A 14856-nucleotide genomic window follows, 5' to 3' on the forward strand; every position below is an offset into this window, starting at 1 on the left:
AAGTAGTTCTCTCAAAGTTACTTTCTTTATCGTCTTACAAAGCAATTACTTGAGTTTTTTTTTAAGATAATTACGTTTTTTAATGGCTAACAACATGGAGTGTGATGAAGTAAGGAAAAGCAGAAGTTTTTACTAAAAAAGCCTAAAGTTCTTTAGCGTTAGGTCGAATGCCCGACCTATGATTGGAGTAATGTCATGGCGAGGCTGGGCGATTGCTTCGCCTGTGCCAATATCGTTGTACTGACCTGTTGCAGAATTTGTTGCTTAATCATCTGTGTCGTTTCTTTGGCATAATCAGTATCACGAATCCGCCCTTGTGATACCGATAAGTTTTCTTCCATATTAGCTAGGTTATTAATAGTATGCCCAAGGCGATTCTGATTCGCGCCCAATTCCGCACGGTGGCTATCAACAAATTTTATAGCCTTGTCTATTACCGATACGGACATTTGCGCCCCTCCGACAGAACCAATCGACAGATCGTCGACGGTCAATCGGCCGCGAGTCTCAACGTTGAGTTCTTCTGCCAACGCCCCCGAAAAAGTGACTTCACTAGTAACACGATCTGAATCAGCAAACAGTTGTAGCTGACCATGCTCATTGACTGATGCGGATAACACTTGGGTTTGGCCGTTAATATACGTCGCTACCTGTTCAATATCATCGCCGGGTTTTGCCTCAATAGTTTGGGTGATGTCTCGTCCAATTGAATCTTGATAACTAAAGCTAAAAGTTTGCTGATTTGGATCAACACGCCACGTATCCGGCGCACCTTTGGCAGCTTGGTAGGCGACGCCCCCCATTTGTAGCTGATCAGTGCGCATACTTTTCAGTTCAATTTGCAGTGCTTCTCCTGCCCCCGATCCAATTTGAAATGATGAACTGCCAAACTGACCGTTCAGTAGCTTTCTACCACCAAAAGAGGTCGTTTCCGCGATGCGGTTGAGTTCATCATTAAGTGCAGTAAACTCCTCTTGTAAGGCACGCCTGTCATCGGGTGAGTTAGCGCCGTTCGAGGATTGCAATGACAAATCACGCATGCGCTGCAAGAGCTGAGATGTCTCGTTCATCGCGCCTTCTGCAGTCTGCATAATAGAAATACCATCATTGGCATTGCGCTGTGCCACACCTAATCCAGAGATCTGTGCTTCTAATCGATTGGAAATCTGTAGGCCCGCGGCATCATCTTTAGCGCTGTTAATACGACTGCCTGATGCCAACCTTTCTAGGGATTGGTTTAAGGATTGAGTCGCTTTATGGAGCTGATTCTGCGCCATCATTGCACTCACATTGGTATTGACAGTAATCGACATAGCTATCCACAGATAAGGTGATTATTAAACCTATCGGCAAGCTTGAAAAAAACTTAAGAGAAAGAGTGAGGCGGGAGGAGGGGGCAATGTAGGTTTCTTGCTGTCAATAATATTGCTTCACAAGAAACCCAGTATTAATAGGTGAGCTCGTTATTTAATGCTTAGCGTCGCAAGCATCGCCTGTGATGGTGCAAAGAAGTACGCCCCCGTCACCGCTTTGGTGAAACGCAACAGCTGATCCGTTTTACCATCAGTGACGCCGTACATACTTTCTAACATAGCGTCGAAATTATGGACCGTGTTGCAGTATGCAATAAATAGCAGCCCGTGTGCACCACTGACACTGCCGTATGGCAAGCTATGGCGAACAATTTTCAAACCAACGCCGTCTTCTTTAAGATCAACGCGACCAACGTGAGAAGCCGCTGGAACATCGTCTAGCTCAATGGAGTCAAGCTTCGTTCGGCCTATCACTTTTTCTTGTGCAGACACGTTGAGACGATTCCAAGCGGGTACGTTGTGCTCAAAGCGTTGCACCATGACATAACTACCACCAGCAAGCTCACCATCGTTAATGATGGCAACCTCTGTACGTTTTTCATTTTTAGGGTTTTCCGTCCCATCAATAAAGTCCGTCATATCTCTTGAATCCATAAAACGAAACCCTTGCGTCTCGTCGACAATGGTGACTGAATCTGCAATTTGAGACATCAGTTTACGTAGGACATAGAAATGCAAATCGTGACGCTTAGAATGACAGTGAATTAATACATCCACGTCGCTAGATGGCGCATGAACTTCACCCTCCCCTAACTCAGGAAAAACTTTGAGTTCACTGGGCATCGCTTGTGTCAGTCCCGTCCAAAATTGATGGCTAAACGCCAACGACAATGTCAATGCTGCATCGGGTTGCGATTGATTTACGTCGTCCACTAGTTGAGGTAGCGATTGTAATGCGGTAAGCACCTGTTGCGGGTGTTGGTTCACTTTCAATTGTGTATACAGCGCGAAAGGTTCCGCCTCTGGAATAATGGCACTTTGTGGTAAAGACATGCGAGTTCCTCTATTTTTTCTCAGTGTATTTTCAACTAGTCAGCGGAGTTATGATTCTGATCAGTAACGGGACGGATATCAACGGGGATTGCCAAACAATCGACGACACTGCGGCTGCTGGCTAAATAAATGGCAAACCAGAGTAGTAACACCAACGTAATCGCATTGGCCCAGCTAAATCCCCAGTGTTGTAAATTAACAAGGTAAATGGTTTGTATCAACTGCCCAATAACGACAATGAGCGTGATTGGCTTACAGTAATTGACCATGCGATTAATTTTTTTTGTCTCTGGTTTTCTTAAACCAATTAACCACATAGATACAACAATGGGCAGCCCCATAGCCAACCCTAGATAGAGCATTTTTTGATCCGGGTAGACATACTCCAAAATCGTGACCCCGTCATTTCGGCTTGCGCCAGCGACAATAAATACCACCCATGCTCGAGTCAGAAAAAACCATCCTAGCCATAACCAAACGGGGGCTTTCAAAAAGCCGTCTTTGTCGTATCGTTCTAATGCATAACGCATATTTATTTCTCTGCTGGGTGCTTATCACAATATATTGAGCTGACTACAGGAGTATTCAAGATCCAGCACAACATTGTGATAAAATAAAGAAAACGTATTGGCGAGTAAGTTATGAAAAACCCACAACCCACCCCTTCGATAGAAACTCAACAAGAAGCAATGCGAATTGCAAAATCGACACAAAAGCCAGGGCAAACCAAAGAGCAAACCCGCATCGTCGCGCAAGGTATTGAAAAAGGGATTGCTCTCTACAAAAAGCAGCAAAAAGAAAAAAAACGACAAGCAGACAAAGCCCAAAAGAAACAAAGAAGAGAAAAACTCAAGCCGGTTCTGACAGAGCTTGACGCTAACAACGAACCCTCAGTTACGCACACTCAAACCTCTTCCACCAGCTCAATGCTGCCTTGGGGTTTACTTGCCATCAGTTGGATAGGTTTCTTGGCGTATGCTTTCTATCTATAGGCCACTATTAATAGTCGGTGCGGTTCTTACAATGAGTGCCTTAGCGGGGTGTGTGGCACCCACTCATCACCTATCCGCACAATCTGAAAGTGTGGTGTTACGTTTTGATCACGGCCTTGACATGGAGCACTGCGAATGGAAAGGCGAAGTAACCGGATCGGAGGGGCATTGGTACAGCTTTTTGTTTTTCACCAATAGCGCCATGGTCAGAGGGGCGATGAATGACATGAAAAGTAACGCCTCCATCATCGGCGCGAATACGGTGATGCTCCTCTCCCCGGTTGACTTTCAGACATCAGTAACCTTGTACGGTTCCGCTTATTACTGTCAAAAATAAAGCCAGAGTCTACACCCTGGCTGTATTTTTATTCACTCATACACAATTGATATTTCATTCGCATTCAATCGCCAATAAATGGTTACACGCCCAAAGTAGATTCAATATCCATTTTACGTTGTACAACCCATTGGCTATCAAACGGTCCCCAGTCAGATAACTGGTAATAACCATCGTTGTGTCTGCGCCCATCTTGAACAAACATCAGTTCAATACCGATACCGGGTAGCGCTTTAATAACATCTTGTATGGTGCGACGAGGCCAGCCCGTTCGTTCAATCAGTTTTGGCACATTCGGTCTGTCTAAGCTTTCAACGAGCAGAGCAAGATAGAGACGACGTGCAAATACAGGACTCAGTTCCATTGACACCTCCTATTTATGTGCATATCCAATATATTGAATTTCACCACAATCGTGTTGCGCTTGATCAAGTTCTCGATAATCCTTTCTGTTTCAATGATCTTGAATTTGTAACGAGTCTTTAGAACTTCGCTCCGATATGCGTTGATTTGTACTCGTATTCAGGTGGCGAACAAGCGGAAGTCTTCAATGGCTATTGACAGGCTTTGTCTCTCAAGAGACTTCTTGGTAGGATGCTGGGAACCATAACATTAATCCCCTCAGAGGGATCCTCAGCGCTCAAAGGAAAACACTATGTCGATAACTATGTTTGGCATTCCAAATTGCGACACGATTAAGAAAGCCAAGAAATGGCTGGACGCCAACAACCTTGAATTCAGTTTTCATGACTATCGAAAACAAGGCGTGACACCAGAACTTATCAACGACTTCTGTGAGCAACTTGGTTGGGAGTTAGTCCTCAACAAGCGCGGTACCACCTACCGCCAGTTATCTGCAGAGCAAAAAGAACAGCTTAATGCAGACAATGTGGTTGCGCTTCTTGTTGAACAGCCAGCCATGATTAAACGCCCTATTCTTAGTATCGATGGGCAGTATCACATTGGTTTTAAAGCCGAACAATACCAACAGATTTTCAATCTTTAAATCGATTCAATTTTAAAATTAAGAGACAAGGATCCTCAAGGATGACAGACAGCCCCGTTTTGGCACTAGCAAAAGACTTAATTAGCCGCCAATCAGTAACACCAGAAGACGCAGATTGCCAAAAAGTAATGATTGAGAGACTCGAAGCACTCGGGTTTGAAATTGAAATCATGGTATTTGATGACACTACCAACTTTTGGGCTCGCCGTGGCAACAATGCCCCATTATTTGCTTTTGCTGGTCATACCGACGTAGTACCTGCAGGCCCTATTGAACAATGGCATACGCCCCCGTTCGAACCGACCATTATAGATGGACACCTGCATGGTCGCGGTGCAGCCGACATGAAAGGCTCACTGGCCTGCATGGTCGTGGCAGTGGAGCGATTTGTTAAAAATAATCCTAACCATGATGGTTCGATTGCCTTTCTCATTACATCAGATGAAGAGGGCCCATTTATCAATGGTACGACTCGCGTCGTTGATACCTTGATGGCACGTAATGAAATTATTGACATGTGTATCGTGGGTGAGCCATCCAGTACCGATCATGTCGGTGATGTGGTCAAGAATGGGCGTAGAGGCTCGATTACTGGCGATCTCTGCATCAAAGGTATCCAAGGGCATGTGGCCTATCCACAACTTGCACGTAACCCCATTCACCAGTCGCTAACAGCACTTGCTGAACTGGCGGCGACAAAATGGGATGATGGTAATGACTACTTCCCTCCGACTAGCTTCCAGATCCCCAATCTCCATGCGGGAACTGGTGCAAGTAATGTGATACCAGGGGAGTTTAATGTGCAATTTAATTTCCGCTTTAGCACAGAGCTTACCGATGACGATATCAAACGACGCGTCCACTCTACTCTTGACCTACATGGGCTAGACTACGATTTACAATGGACATTAAGCGGGCAGCCATTCCTTACCGATACCGGTAACTTGTTAACGGCGGTTGTCGATGCTGTTGCCACAGTCAATGAACAAAAACCACAACTGCTGACGACTGGTGGGACATCCGATGGACGATTCATTGCCAAAATGGGGGCACAAGTTGTTGAACTAGGTCCTGTTAACGCCACCATCCATAAGGTCAATGAGTGTGTCAATGTCGCGGATTTAGAAAAGCTAACGGATATGTATGAGCATACCCTCATCAACTTATTAGGTAAGTAGTTATGACAAACCTGTCGCTTGTGGGACAAGATGAAACGGTGTTAACTGAGTTACAAATTGGGCAACACTTTTTTCAAGTCCACCCGAATGTCCAAGAAGACTTAAACGGATTAACACAAGCGGCATCAGACGCTGGCTTTGTTTTATACATTGCCAGTGGCTACCGAAGTTTCGAACGTCAACTGACTATTTGGAACAATAAAATGACGGGTAAGCAACCAATTCTGGACAGTCATGGCATTCCTCTCATTTCAGAACAATTAACAGAGAAAGAAAAGGTATATGCCATATTGAAATGGAGCGCACTCCCAGGCGCGAGTCGCCACCATTGGGGGACAGATTTCGACGTATATGCGGGTAACTCCCTTCCTGAAAATACCCCTTTAAAGCTAGAGCCATGGGAGTATATAGACGGCCATCAATCAGCATTCTATCAGTGGCTTAAAGCACACCTTCCCGCATCAGGCTTCTTCTTACCTTATCAACAAGATTTAGTAAACGGGGTTGCCTTTGAGCCTTGGCATATCAGTCACCAAAAAGCTTCTCAAAGCATGCTCGCCGCATTAAGCCTTGAACAACTGCATCGCGCAATAGAGCAATCCGCGATTTTGGGACGAAATACCATACTCTCCGAGCTGAATAACATCTACAATCAATACATCCTTAACATCAGCAAGTGAGAACAAAATATGATTGAGTGGCTATTTAATCCTTGGGTCATCATTATTGTTGTACTCGCCGTGGTATTTGGCAACATTGCAGCCTTGAAATACACGGCCCATATGAAATTCGACCAACAACAAAACCCCGCTAAGAAACGAAAGTATGAGCTGGACAGGTTGAATGAACTGGACAAGAAAAAATATGACGAGACAAAGAAAAAGTAAAAAGGACCATAAAGGTCCTTTTTAATTATTTGTTGTTTTTACCTTGTTGTATCACCGTTGATATCAATGGCTCAAGTGATCGCAGAAGATTTTCATTGACCGGCTTACCATCTTTATCGGTAACATTGATTGAGGTACGGTTCCCTAAATCCCCGAACAGGAATGTGTATTCCCCAGGCTCCAAGTCAATCGGTTTCAGACCCACATCGTTCCAAAAATCATCATCAGGTGATGCATATTTAGCTTTTGCGGTACCTTGTGATTGATTTCTTGAATCAATGGTAAAGCCCATTCTTGGAAGCAATTCTGGCACTTCTTGCCACATCACGTTGTAAGGCGTACGCGCAATAATAACCGGTAAACCGCTTCTATCTGTCCCCATACTAATCGGGATCGACTTGACCAGTTGTTGCGCTTTTAGGGCGGCTTCTTCTCTTAAGTCGCGATCGTAGCGAGCCGTGACGAGATTGGTCATTAGCGTGTTATAGCGCTCCTCGTTCGTACGCGTCACCGGTTTAACCGTATTCGCTTCCCGCCAGTCAATGAGCTTCATTTTGAATCCAAAGCGACGATTGGCTTCAAAGCGTGTGATTTCATAGCGACTGCCTATTTCAACATCTTCATCCGCCGACACCCATGTCACCCAATCCGTTTCGATAAGGTCATCGGTTTCTTTGAGTGGTTTCACATCGATCTCGGTCAGCATTTTTTGAACCGTTGCCCAGACCTTATCCATCTCATCTTGCTTTAAGAGCCAAAGGGTCACTTCAGAGCCTTGACGTTCAACACGAGCTCCAGGGATCAGTTCCAATACTTGCTGTGGTGGACGAATATCAACCTCGCGTCCAACCCCACCTTTATAGTCACCTTTAGGGATTTCATAATTGGGATAAAACTGAGGGGTTGCGCCTTCGGCAAGCTGCCAGCTTTGAAGCGCTGGCGCATCTAGATAATTGAAATCATCTTTAGCTTCACGGCGAGTGTTAGGATCGCTTGAACAAGCGGCTAATACCATAACAGCTAACGAAGACACTGTTAGCTGACGAGAAAATTTCATTGAGACTCCCTTAAAAGAGGAACCTTACGCTCCTCTTATTTATTCTATTTTAGTAGATGCAAGCTTCCGACATTGCTTGGGCAACAATAGGTTTGGCTTGCTCTGACAACTCCGTTAACGGCAGACGCAGATTGCCTTCTTCAATTAAACCCATTTTATGAGCAGCCCATTTAACTGGGATAGGGCTCGATTCTACAAACAAGTTTTTATGCAGTGTCATTAGGCGCTGGTTAATCTGATGCGCTTCTTCAAACTGACCCGCTAAGGCGAGTTTCATCATTTTAGCCATGTCAGCCGCTGCAATGTTATTAGTGACAGAGATAACCCCTTTACCGCCTTGTTGGACAAAATCCAACCCTGACGAATCATCACCACTTAGTAAGATAAAATCTTCGCCACAAAGTTCACGATGAATTTGAATACGAGATAAATCACCTGTCGCATCCTTCAATGCAACAATGCCTGGGATCTTAGATAATCTTGCTACCGTTTCAGGCAAAAGATCGACACCAGTACGCCCTGGGACGTTGTAGAGAATCTGTGGAATGTCACTTTCTTCAGCAATCGCTTTGTAATGCTGGTATAGACCTTCTTGAGTCGGCTTATTGTAATACGGCGTAACACTCAAACAACCTGCAATACCCACGTTATTTAGCAAGCGGCTAAACGTGATGGCTTCATGTGTCGCGTTTGCTCCCGTACCAGCAATGATAGGGACTCGACCCGCGGCGAATTCAACCGTCTTAGCGACAACCTTGACATGTTCTTCTACAGTTAATGTTGCAGACTCACCCGTGGTACCAACCGCAACGATACCGTCGGTACCTGCGTCAACGTGAAAGTCGACTAGCTTCTTTAAGCTAACAAAGTCCACTTCACCATCTGGAGTGAATGGGGTTATTAATGCAACAATACTTCCTGAAAACATGGCTATCTCCCTAAATTGATACTTCTTGCATGGTACTGTAATGATATTGATAAACACAAGAGATTAAAAACAGTTCCCACAAAGAAGTGAATGATTAATTTCAGATTTCAGATATGAGGCACGTGTAAGATGCGCTTTTGGTATAATTTGGTGTCAAACAATCGTCAAATATGTCACGCAAAACACGTCGATATTGAAAGATTTACGCCAATTCCATCACGGCTACTACAAGAGCTTTAATTTGAGTTGTGCTACCATATCAACAAACAGGGAATAGAAGTGACGTTATGAATCAATATTTAGTGATTACCGCCGTTGGTACCGATCGGCCAGGGATATGCAATGAACTTGTGCACCTTGTCACTCAATCAGGATGCAACATTGTTGATAGTCGTATCGCCATGTTCGGTAATGAATTCACCCTCATTATGCTGATTTCTGGTACGAGTAGCTATATTACACGTGTCGAGACAACACTACCGCTGCTTGGTCAAGAACACGACCTCATCACCATGATGAAACGCACGTCAAGACATGACCACCTGACCAATCAATACACTGTTGAGGTCTTTGTTGAATCGGAAGACCGTGTCGGCCTTACAGAGCAATTCACACAGTTTTTTGCAGACAAGGATATCGGCCTCGCTTCATTGAGTGCACAAACGATTGTCAAAGAACGTGCTGGCACCGACATTGATCAGTTCCAAATCGCACTCAGTGCCAATGTTGAAGAAAACTGCAATTTAATGCAATTACAAGAAGAATTTGAAGCGCTATGCCAAACCCTTTCAGTAAAAGGCTCACTCAACTTCATTAGCACCAATAAACAATAAAGCGCTCAATCGATTGGTCTAAAATAATGCGTTGAGTAGCCACAAACTCGATGAATACGAAACGCATATATACACCTCTTACTCACCGTATCAATGCTCACAGCGCCTGTGCTCACAAGGCTGCTTAATCAGCGATACGGTTACGCTAATTGGTCATAAAATAGAATTCACCGTATGTAAAAAGTTCACCACTGACAAAAGCTCATCACTAATAAATAGAAACCATCACTTCAAAGGAATCAACATGAATACGTTGACAGCTGGCTCACCAGCACCCAACTTCAGTTTACTCGATCAAGACGGAAAAACTGTTTCATTAGGCGATTTTAAGGGTAAGAAAATTCTCTTTTACTTCTACCCTAAGGCAATGACCCCTGGCTGTACCGTTCAAGCACAAGGCTTGCGTGACATCCAATCTCAACTCGCGGAACACAATGTCGTTGTGCTTGGCGCTAGCATCGACCCAGTAAAACGTTTAGGTAAATTTATTGAACGCGATAACCTAAACTTCACCCTATTATCCGATGAAGAGCATGTCGCTGCAGACCAGTTTGGCGTCTGGGGAGAAAAGAAGTTCATGGGTAAGGTCTACGACGGCTTGCATCGCATCAGTTTCTTGATTGATGAAAACGGTGTTATTGAGCATGTCTTCAACAAGTTCAAAACAAAGACCCATCATGACGTGGTTTTGGCGTACCTAGAAGAAAATGCTTAAGGCTCACTCTCGACGCTAAAATAGCATCGACCGTATTTAGAGCGGGTCACACCAACAAAATAAAGCCTCGCTATGCGAGGCTTTTTTAATACTCAATATCCAAGTAAGCATTGCTAGGTAAGCATTGCTAAGCGGCTTGATTAGGCTCTTCTTTACTTGGAAGCGCATTCCACACAGCTTTGACTAATGTTGCAAGTGGGATAGCGAAAAATACCCCCCAAAAGCCCCAGAGCCCACCAAAAACAAGCACTGCCACAATAATGGCAACGGGGTGTAAATTCACCGCTTCTGAAAACAACACCGGCACTAATACGTTGCCATCCAATGCCTGGATAATTCCGTAGGCAAGTAGCAACCAATAAAACGGTGGGGCAAGCCCCCACTGAAATAATCCCACCATCGCAACGGGCACCGTCACCGCGGCAGCTCCGATGTAAGGAATAAGCACAGAAAAACCAACCAATACCGCAAGCAAGACGGCGTAGCGCAAATCCAAGATCGCGAATGTAATGTAACTCACGGTACCAACAATGAGTATTTCCAGTACCTTGCCTCGAATATAATTTGAAATCTGTTGATTCATCTCGAGCCATACTTCATTCGCTAGGCGACGATTACGTGGCAAAACACCGCTCGCCATATCGACCATCTCTTCTTTGTCTTTCAGTAAGAAGAACACTAAAAGCGGCACGAGGATAAGATAAACAGCAAGTGCCGCCAGGCTGACTAATGATGCAAGCGACCCCTTCACAACATTCTCACCCAACAGCAATACCTTATTCTTAAGGTTAACCATTACGGACTCAACAAGGTGGATTTCAGCAAGGTCTGGATAACGCTTAGGGATATCGACGATGAAGTTTTGCATCCCCGCATACATATTAGGTATGTCGTTGATCAGGTTGCCAACTTGGTTCCAAATGGTCGGGACTAAACCAAAAATAGCCATCAACATCAGGCTAATAAACAACAAGATCACGCCAATCACTGACACCGATCGTGGGAGTCCCATCCGGCATAACTGGCTGACGGGCCACTCAAGCAAATAAGCGAGCACAATCGCAACCAGTAAGGGAGCGATCAAATAACCAAAGAAGTAGATAGTGATGAATCCAAACAACAATATCACGACAAGGCTAACCGCCTCTGGGTCAGAAAAGCGCCGTTTGTACCAATGACGAATCATATCTAGCATCTACTAATCTTCCTGTTTACTGATCGTAAGTGTGGTAACGCCTGCTGCCGTCTGGCAATGAACGTTTGCGTTTTGTACCTTAAGGTAATTAAGAATATCTCTCACTGAACTCTCATCGGTTAACTGGATGCATAATTGTTCACCGCTTACCAATGGCATATAAGAGCGTTTCACTCGTAAAAGAGACATTGGGCAACGCTCTTGTGTTAGATCTAAGCTTTTTATCGACATTCATTTACTAAGCGTTTCAATAAGGTGCGTCTATAGTAACACCTTAAGTCTAGCGCGCTATTGTACATTGCTTTTCATTTCTTTCCCAAACAGTATGTGTTACAAGCGATAGACGCCTAATACATTGCTGTCGCAGTCCAAAGTTACGTTGTTCGAACCACCTAAGTACTTTCTTATCCGTAGATCGTATGCAAAAATAAAACAAATATGGAATAAGGTAGGAAACCAAGCTTGATAACCATGGTCAAAACTACCAAATCACAGGAGTTACCTTAGTCAGTATGATAAAACGCGCTCGTTCTCTAATTTGCCTATGTGTCGCCACCGCGCTAAGCGTGCCGAACATTGCTATTGCCGAAGCTGATCTTCCTGAAATCGGGACGGCAGCAGGCGCAACTCTAACCATAGATCAAGAGATTATCTATGGTGATGCTTATATGCGAATGATTCGAGCAAGTTCGCCTGTCGTCAATGACCCGGTGATGAATGAGTATGTTGATTCTATCGGCCACCGACTGGTTTCGAGTGCCAATGATGTAAAGACACCGTTCACCTTCTTTATGATTCGCGATCGCAATATTAACGCTTTTGCTTTCTTTGGCGGTCATGTTGCCTTACATACCGGATTATTTCTTCACGCTCACAGTGAGAGTGAACTTGCCTCCGTTATGGCTCACGAAATTGCCCACGTCACCCAACGACACTTGGCACGTCGAATGGAAGACGAAGCACGACGCTCACCTGCAACCGTGGCAGCGCTCGTCGGGTCATTGCTGCTGGCCATTGCCGCGCCACAAGCCGGAATGGCGGCGTTGACAGCAACCACTGCGGGTTCAATGCAGGCATCGATTAACTACACACGAAGTAACGAAAAAGAAGCCGACCGATTTGGTATTGCCACCTTGGCCCGAGCCAAGTTTGATGTGAATGACATGCCTCGTTTCTTTGGCCGACTTGCCGATGATTATCGCTACGCAAGTAAACCGCCACCAATGCTGCTGACTCACCCATTACCAGAAGACCGTATCACGGACACTCGCGCACGCGCTCAAAACTATCCACCATTACGCGTACTGCCTTCGATTGACTACCACTTAGCAAGAGCAAGAGTCGTCGCTCGCTATGCCAATATCAAACAGAACTCGGCACTAGATTGGTTCCAGCGCACAGCTAAGAAAGCCGATCCCGCGATTAAAGATTCCTTTGAATACGGGAAGGCGTTGGTTTATTTGGACAATAATCAACTCGACAAGTCTGAAGCGATTTTAACCAAGCTTCTTCGCTCTAGACCCAATGATAATTTTTATCTTGATGCAACCTCAGATCTTTACATCGCCCAAGGGAAACCAGAAAAAGCGGTGCAGTTAATGGAAAAAGCATTAAAAACTAAGCCAAATAACCCTGTGATTACCCTCAACTATGCCAACGCATTATTGGCAAGCCAGCAACTTGATAAAACGGTTCAGGTTCTACAGCGCTATACGCACGAACACCCGGATGATACTAATGGGTGGCACTTACTATCTGAGGCGAATATCAAGCTCAGTAACAGCGATGGTGACCTTGCCGCAAGAGCTGAGATCATGGCGCTCAATGCTCAATGGGATAAATCGATTCAGCTGTATTCACAAGCCAGCCAGCTCGCCACCTTAGGAAGTTTAAAACAAGCCCGCTATGACGCACGAATTGATCAACTGTTGGTTCAGCGTGATCGGTTCATGGCGCTACAATAATAAGGAATTAATATGTCAGTCACTATCTACCATAACCCACGCTGCTCTAAAAGCCGCCAGACTCTCGCCCTATTGGAAGAACAAGGCATCGAAGTGGATGTGGTTAAATACTTGGATACGCCGCCTAGCAAGGAGACACTCAAAACGTTGTTCACACAACTTGAGGTTGAAAGCGTGCGTGCGATGATGCGCACCAAAGAGGACATCTACAAAACACTAAACCTGGCAGATCCGGCATTGACTGACGACCACCTATTCCAAGCCATGTTCGACAATCCAAAACTGATTGAGCGACCAATTGTCGTCAGTAATGGCAAAGCAAAACATGGTCGTCCGCCAGAACAAGTTCTCGAGATTTTGTAGTGACGTGCAAAATTTTAGTGCTGTATTACAGCCGTCACGGCAGTACTCAAAACCTGGCAAGATCAATCGCCCGTGGTATCGAGAGCGTTCAGGGTTGTGAGGCCGTATTAAGAACCGTCGCTGAATTAGACCCACTTGCAGCCGAGTCCTCTGACGCTTATGCAACATTAACGGACTTAAAAAACTGCGACGGACTTGCCATGGGCAGTCCGGTTTGGTTTGGTAATATGGCAGCGCCACTTAAGCACTTTTGGGATCAAACCACAGGATTGTGGATTAATGGCTCACTGATCGATAAACCCGCTTGCGTATTTACCTCATCATCAAGCCTTCACGGGGGGCAAGAAACCGTACAACAGTCAATGATGTTACCGCTGCTTCACCATGGCATGATGGTGATGGGTATTCCTTATAGCGAACCAGCGCTGCATACGACTACGTCAGGGGGAACGCCTTATGGCGCATCGCACGTTGCCAACGACAGTAATCAATTAACCCCTGACGAGGCCGCTCTTGCCATGACACTTGGAAAGCGATTGGCAAAGACGGCACAACAACTCAAACAATCATAATGGATATGACTCGCTTGCAACCGAATACTCAGTACGCTCGATACTTTGCCCTACTTTCAAACCTAGCCCTACTAACCTGGGTTATCTTATGGCACAGCACACTCTCACCGCATCCACACATCAGCGCTCTAACCATTACCATCGCTTGGGCGATACCTCTTTTGTTGCCGTTACCCGGTATTTTGGCGGGCAAGCCTTATACACACGCTTGGGCAAACTTTGTGCTCATGCTGTATTTTCTGCACGCTTTTACGCTGCTGTATACCGACGAGGGTGAGCGATGGCTAGCCGCCGTTGAACTCATACTGACCACATTGGCATTTATCAGCAATACACTCTATGCCCGACTAAAAGGCAAAGACATGGGGCTAAAGCTACCTCGCTTATCCAGTGTCGAGAAAAAAGAGAAGGAAAAATTCGAAGAAAAATAAGCCGTTAAATATAAATAACAGACATAAAAAAG

At 45.1% G+C, this 14856-nt stretch carries 20 protein-coding genes; 12 read left to right on the forward strand and 8 right to left on the reverse strand.

What is annotated here, in order from left to right; all coding sequences use genetic code 11:
- Positions 1–176: 176 nt before the first annotated feature.
- The 3 genes from AB4405_RS17250 to AB4405_RS17260 all read right to left on the reverse strand — a co-directional run bounded on the left by AB4405_RS17250 (position 177) and on the right by AB4405_RS17260 (position 2896).
- Positions 177–1313 (reverse strand): flagellin, encoded by a 1137-nt coding sequence (locus AB4405_RS17250; RefSeq protein WP_372062024.1) that lies wholly within the window; start codon positions 1311–1313, stop codon positions 177–179.
- 150 nt (positions 1314–1463) lie between these two features.
- Positions 1464–2366: a Dyp-type peroxidase gene (locus tag AB4405_RS17255; RefSeq protein ID WP_372062026.1), complete on the reverse strand. Its 903-nt coding sequence runs from the start codon at positions 2364–2366 to the stop codon at positions 1464–1466.
- A 35-nt stretch (positions 2367–2401) separates the two neighbouring features.
- Entirely contained in the window at positions 2402–2896 is a 495-nt protein-coding gene (locus AB4405_RS17260) for a DUF2919 domain-containing protein (protein ID WP_372062027.1), read from the reverse strand.
- 111 nt (positions 2897–3007) lie between these two features.
- Between AB4405_RS17260 and AB4405_RS17265 the strand changes: the two genes are divergently transcribed.
- Together AB4405_RS17265 and AB4405_RS17270 are read left to right on the forward strand one after the other, a co-directional pair.
- On the forward strand, positions 3008–3358 hold the full coding sequence (locus AB4405_RS17265; protein ID WP_372062028.1) for a DUF2956 domain-containing protein: 351 nt from the start codon (positions 3008–3010) through the stop codon (positions 3356–3358).
- A complete protein-coding gene (locus AB4405_RS17270) occupies positions 3342–3695 on the forward strand; it encodes a DUF4156 domain-containing protein (RefSeq protein ID WP_372062029.1) in 354 nt (117 codons plus the stop codon). Before AB4405_RS17265 ends, AB4405_RS17270 begins: the two co-directional genes overlap by 17 nt.
- A gap of 82 nt (positions 3696–3777) precedes the next feature.
- On the opposite strand, the gene AB4405_RS17275 is transcribed toward AB4405_RS17270, so the two are convergent.
- Entirely contained in the window at positions 3778–4059 is a 282-nt protein-coding gene (locus AB4405_RS17275) for a helix-turn-helix domain-containing protein (RefSeq protein ID WP_372062031.1), read from the reverse strand.
- A 291-nt stretch (positions 4060–4350) separates the two neighbouring features.
- Here AB4405_RS17275 and AB4405_RS17280 point away from each other — a divergent pair, with 291 nt between their 5' ends.
- The 4 genes from AB4405_RS17280 to AB4405_RS17295 are packed head-to-tail and all read left to right on the forward strand — an operon-like array spanning position 4351 to position 6766.
- Complete coding sequence (locus AB4405_RS17280; RefSeq protein ID WP_102471239.1) at positions 4351–4701, forward strand: ArsC family reductase; 351 nt, start codon at positions 4351–4353, stop codon at positions 4699–4701.
- A 41-nt stretch (positions 4702–4742) separates the two neighbouring features.
- Complete coding sequence (gene dapE, locus AB4405_RS17285; protein ID WP_372062032.1) at positions 4743–5879, forward strand: succinyl-diaminopimelate desuccinylase; 1137 nt, start codon at positions 4743–4745, stop codon at positions 5877–5879.
- Positions 5880–5881: 2 nt separating this feature from the next.
- The gene (locus AB4405_RS17290) at positions 5882–6559 is read left to right on the forward strand and encodes a M15 family metallopeptidase (protein ID WP_372062034.1); all 678 of its coding nucleotides are present in this window, start codon (positions 5882–5884) and stop codon (positions 6557–6559) included.
- A gap of 9 nt (positions 6560–6568) precedes the next feature.
- Entirely contained in the window at positions 6569–6766 is a 198-nt protein-coding gene (locus AB4405_RS17295) for a DUF2897 family protein (RefSeq protein WP_102471236.1), read from the forward strand.
- A 25-nt stretch (positions 6767–6791) separates the two neighbouring features.
- On the opposite strand, the gene bamC is transcribed toward AB4405_RS17295, so the two are convergent.
- Positions 6792–7823 carry an outer membrane protein assembly factor BamC gene (bamC, locus tag AB4405_RS17300; RefSeq protein WP_102471235.1) on the reverse strand — a complete coding sequence of 344 codons (1032 nt, stop codon included), beginning with the start codon at positions 7821–7823 and terminating at the stop codon, positions 6792–6794.
- 49 nt (positions 7824–7872) lie between these two features.
- Positions 7873–8751, reverse strand: a complete 879-nt coding sequence (dapA, locus tag AB4405_RS17305) for a 4-hydroxy-tetrahydrodipicolinate synthase (protein WP_102471234.1) — start codon at positions 8749–8751, stop codon at positions 7873–7875.
- A 287-nt stretch (positions 8752–9038) separates the two neighbouring features.
- On the opposite strand from dapA, the gene AB4405_RS17310 reads away from it, so the two are divergent.
- The gene (locus tag AB4405_RS17310) at positions 9039–9584 is read left to right on the forward strand and encodes a glycine cleavage system protein R (RefSeq protein ID WP_102471233.1); all 546 of its coding nucleotides are present in this window, start codon (positions 9039–9041) and stop codon (positions 9582–9584) included.
- A 244-nt stretch (positions 9585–9828) separates the two neighbouring features.
- Entirely contained in the window at positions 9829–10299 is a 471-nt protein-coding gene (gene bcp / locus AB4405_RS17315) for a thioredoxin-dependent thiol peroxidase (protein ID WP_102471232.1), read from the forward strand.
- 127 nt (positions 10300–10426) lie between these two features.
- On the opposite strand, the gene AB4405_RS17320 is transcribed toward bcp, so the two are convergent.
- Both AB4405_RS17320 and AB4405_RS17325 read right to left on the reverse strand, forming a co-directional pair.
- Positions 10427–11494 (reverse strand): AI-2E family transporter, encoded by a 1068-nt coding sequence (locus AB4405_RS17320; RefSeq protein ID WP_372062036.1) that lies wholly within the window; start codon positions 11492–11494, stop codon positions 10427–10429.
- 3 nt (positions 11495–11497) lie between these two features.
- On the reverse strand, positions 11498–11725 hold the full coding sequence (locus AB4405_RS17325; RefSeq protein WP_372062037.1) for a sulfurtransferase TusA family protein: 228 nt from the start codon (positions 11723–11725) through the stop codon (positions 11498–11500).
- A 281-nt stretch (positions 11726–12006) separates the two neighbouring features.
- Here AB4405_RS17325 and AB4405_RS17330 point away from each other — a divergent pair, with 281 nt between their 5' ends.
- From AB4405_RS17330 to AB4405_RS17345, 4 genes are read left to right on the forward strand one after another with little or no spacing between them, the layout of a single operon-like run.
- A complete protein-coding gene (locus tag AB4405_RS17330) occupies positions 12007–13458 on the forward strand; it encodes a M48 family metalloprotease (protein ID WP_372062038.1) in 1452 nt (483 codons plus the stop codon).
- A 12-nt stretch (positions 13459–13470) separates the two neighbouring features.
- A complete protein-coding gene (gene arsC / locus AB4405_RS17335; RefSeq protein WP_102469683.1) occupies positions 13471–13821 on the forward strand; it encodes an arsenate reductase (glutaredoxin) in 351 nt (116 codons plus the stop codon).
- Positions 13821–14393, forward strand: coding sequence for an NAD(P)H:quinone oxidoreductase (gene wrbA, locus AB4405_RS17340; protein ID WP_102469682.1), 573 nt, complete (start codon positions 13821–13823; stop codon positions 14391–14393). The genes arsC and wrbA overlap by 1 nt, the downstream gene beginning before the upstream one ends.
- Before the next feature lie 5 nt (positions 14394–14398).
- Positions 14399–14824, forward strand: coding sequence for a DUF2069 domain-containing protein (locus tag AB4405_RS17345; protein WP_372062039.1), 426 nt, complete (start codon positions 14399–14401; stop codon positions 14822–14824).
- Positions 14825–14856 lie beyond the last annotated feature (32 nt).

It is taken from the genome of Vibrio sp. 10N.261.51.F12 (genome assembly GCF_041471725.1).
Lineage (GTDB): Bacteria > Pseudomonadota > Gammaproteobacteria > Enterobacterales > Vibrionaceae > Vibrio.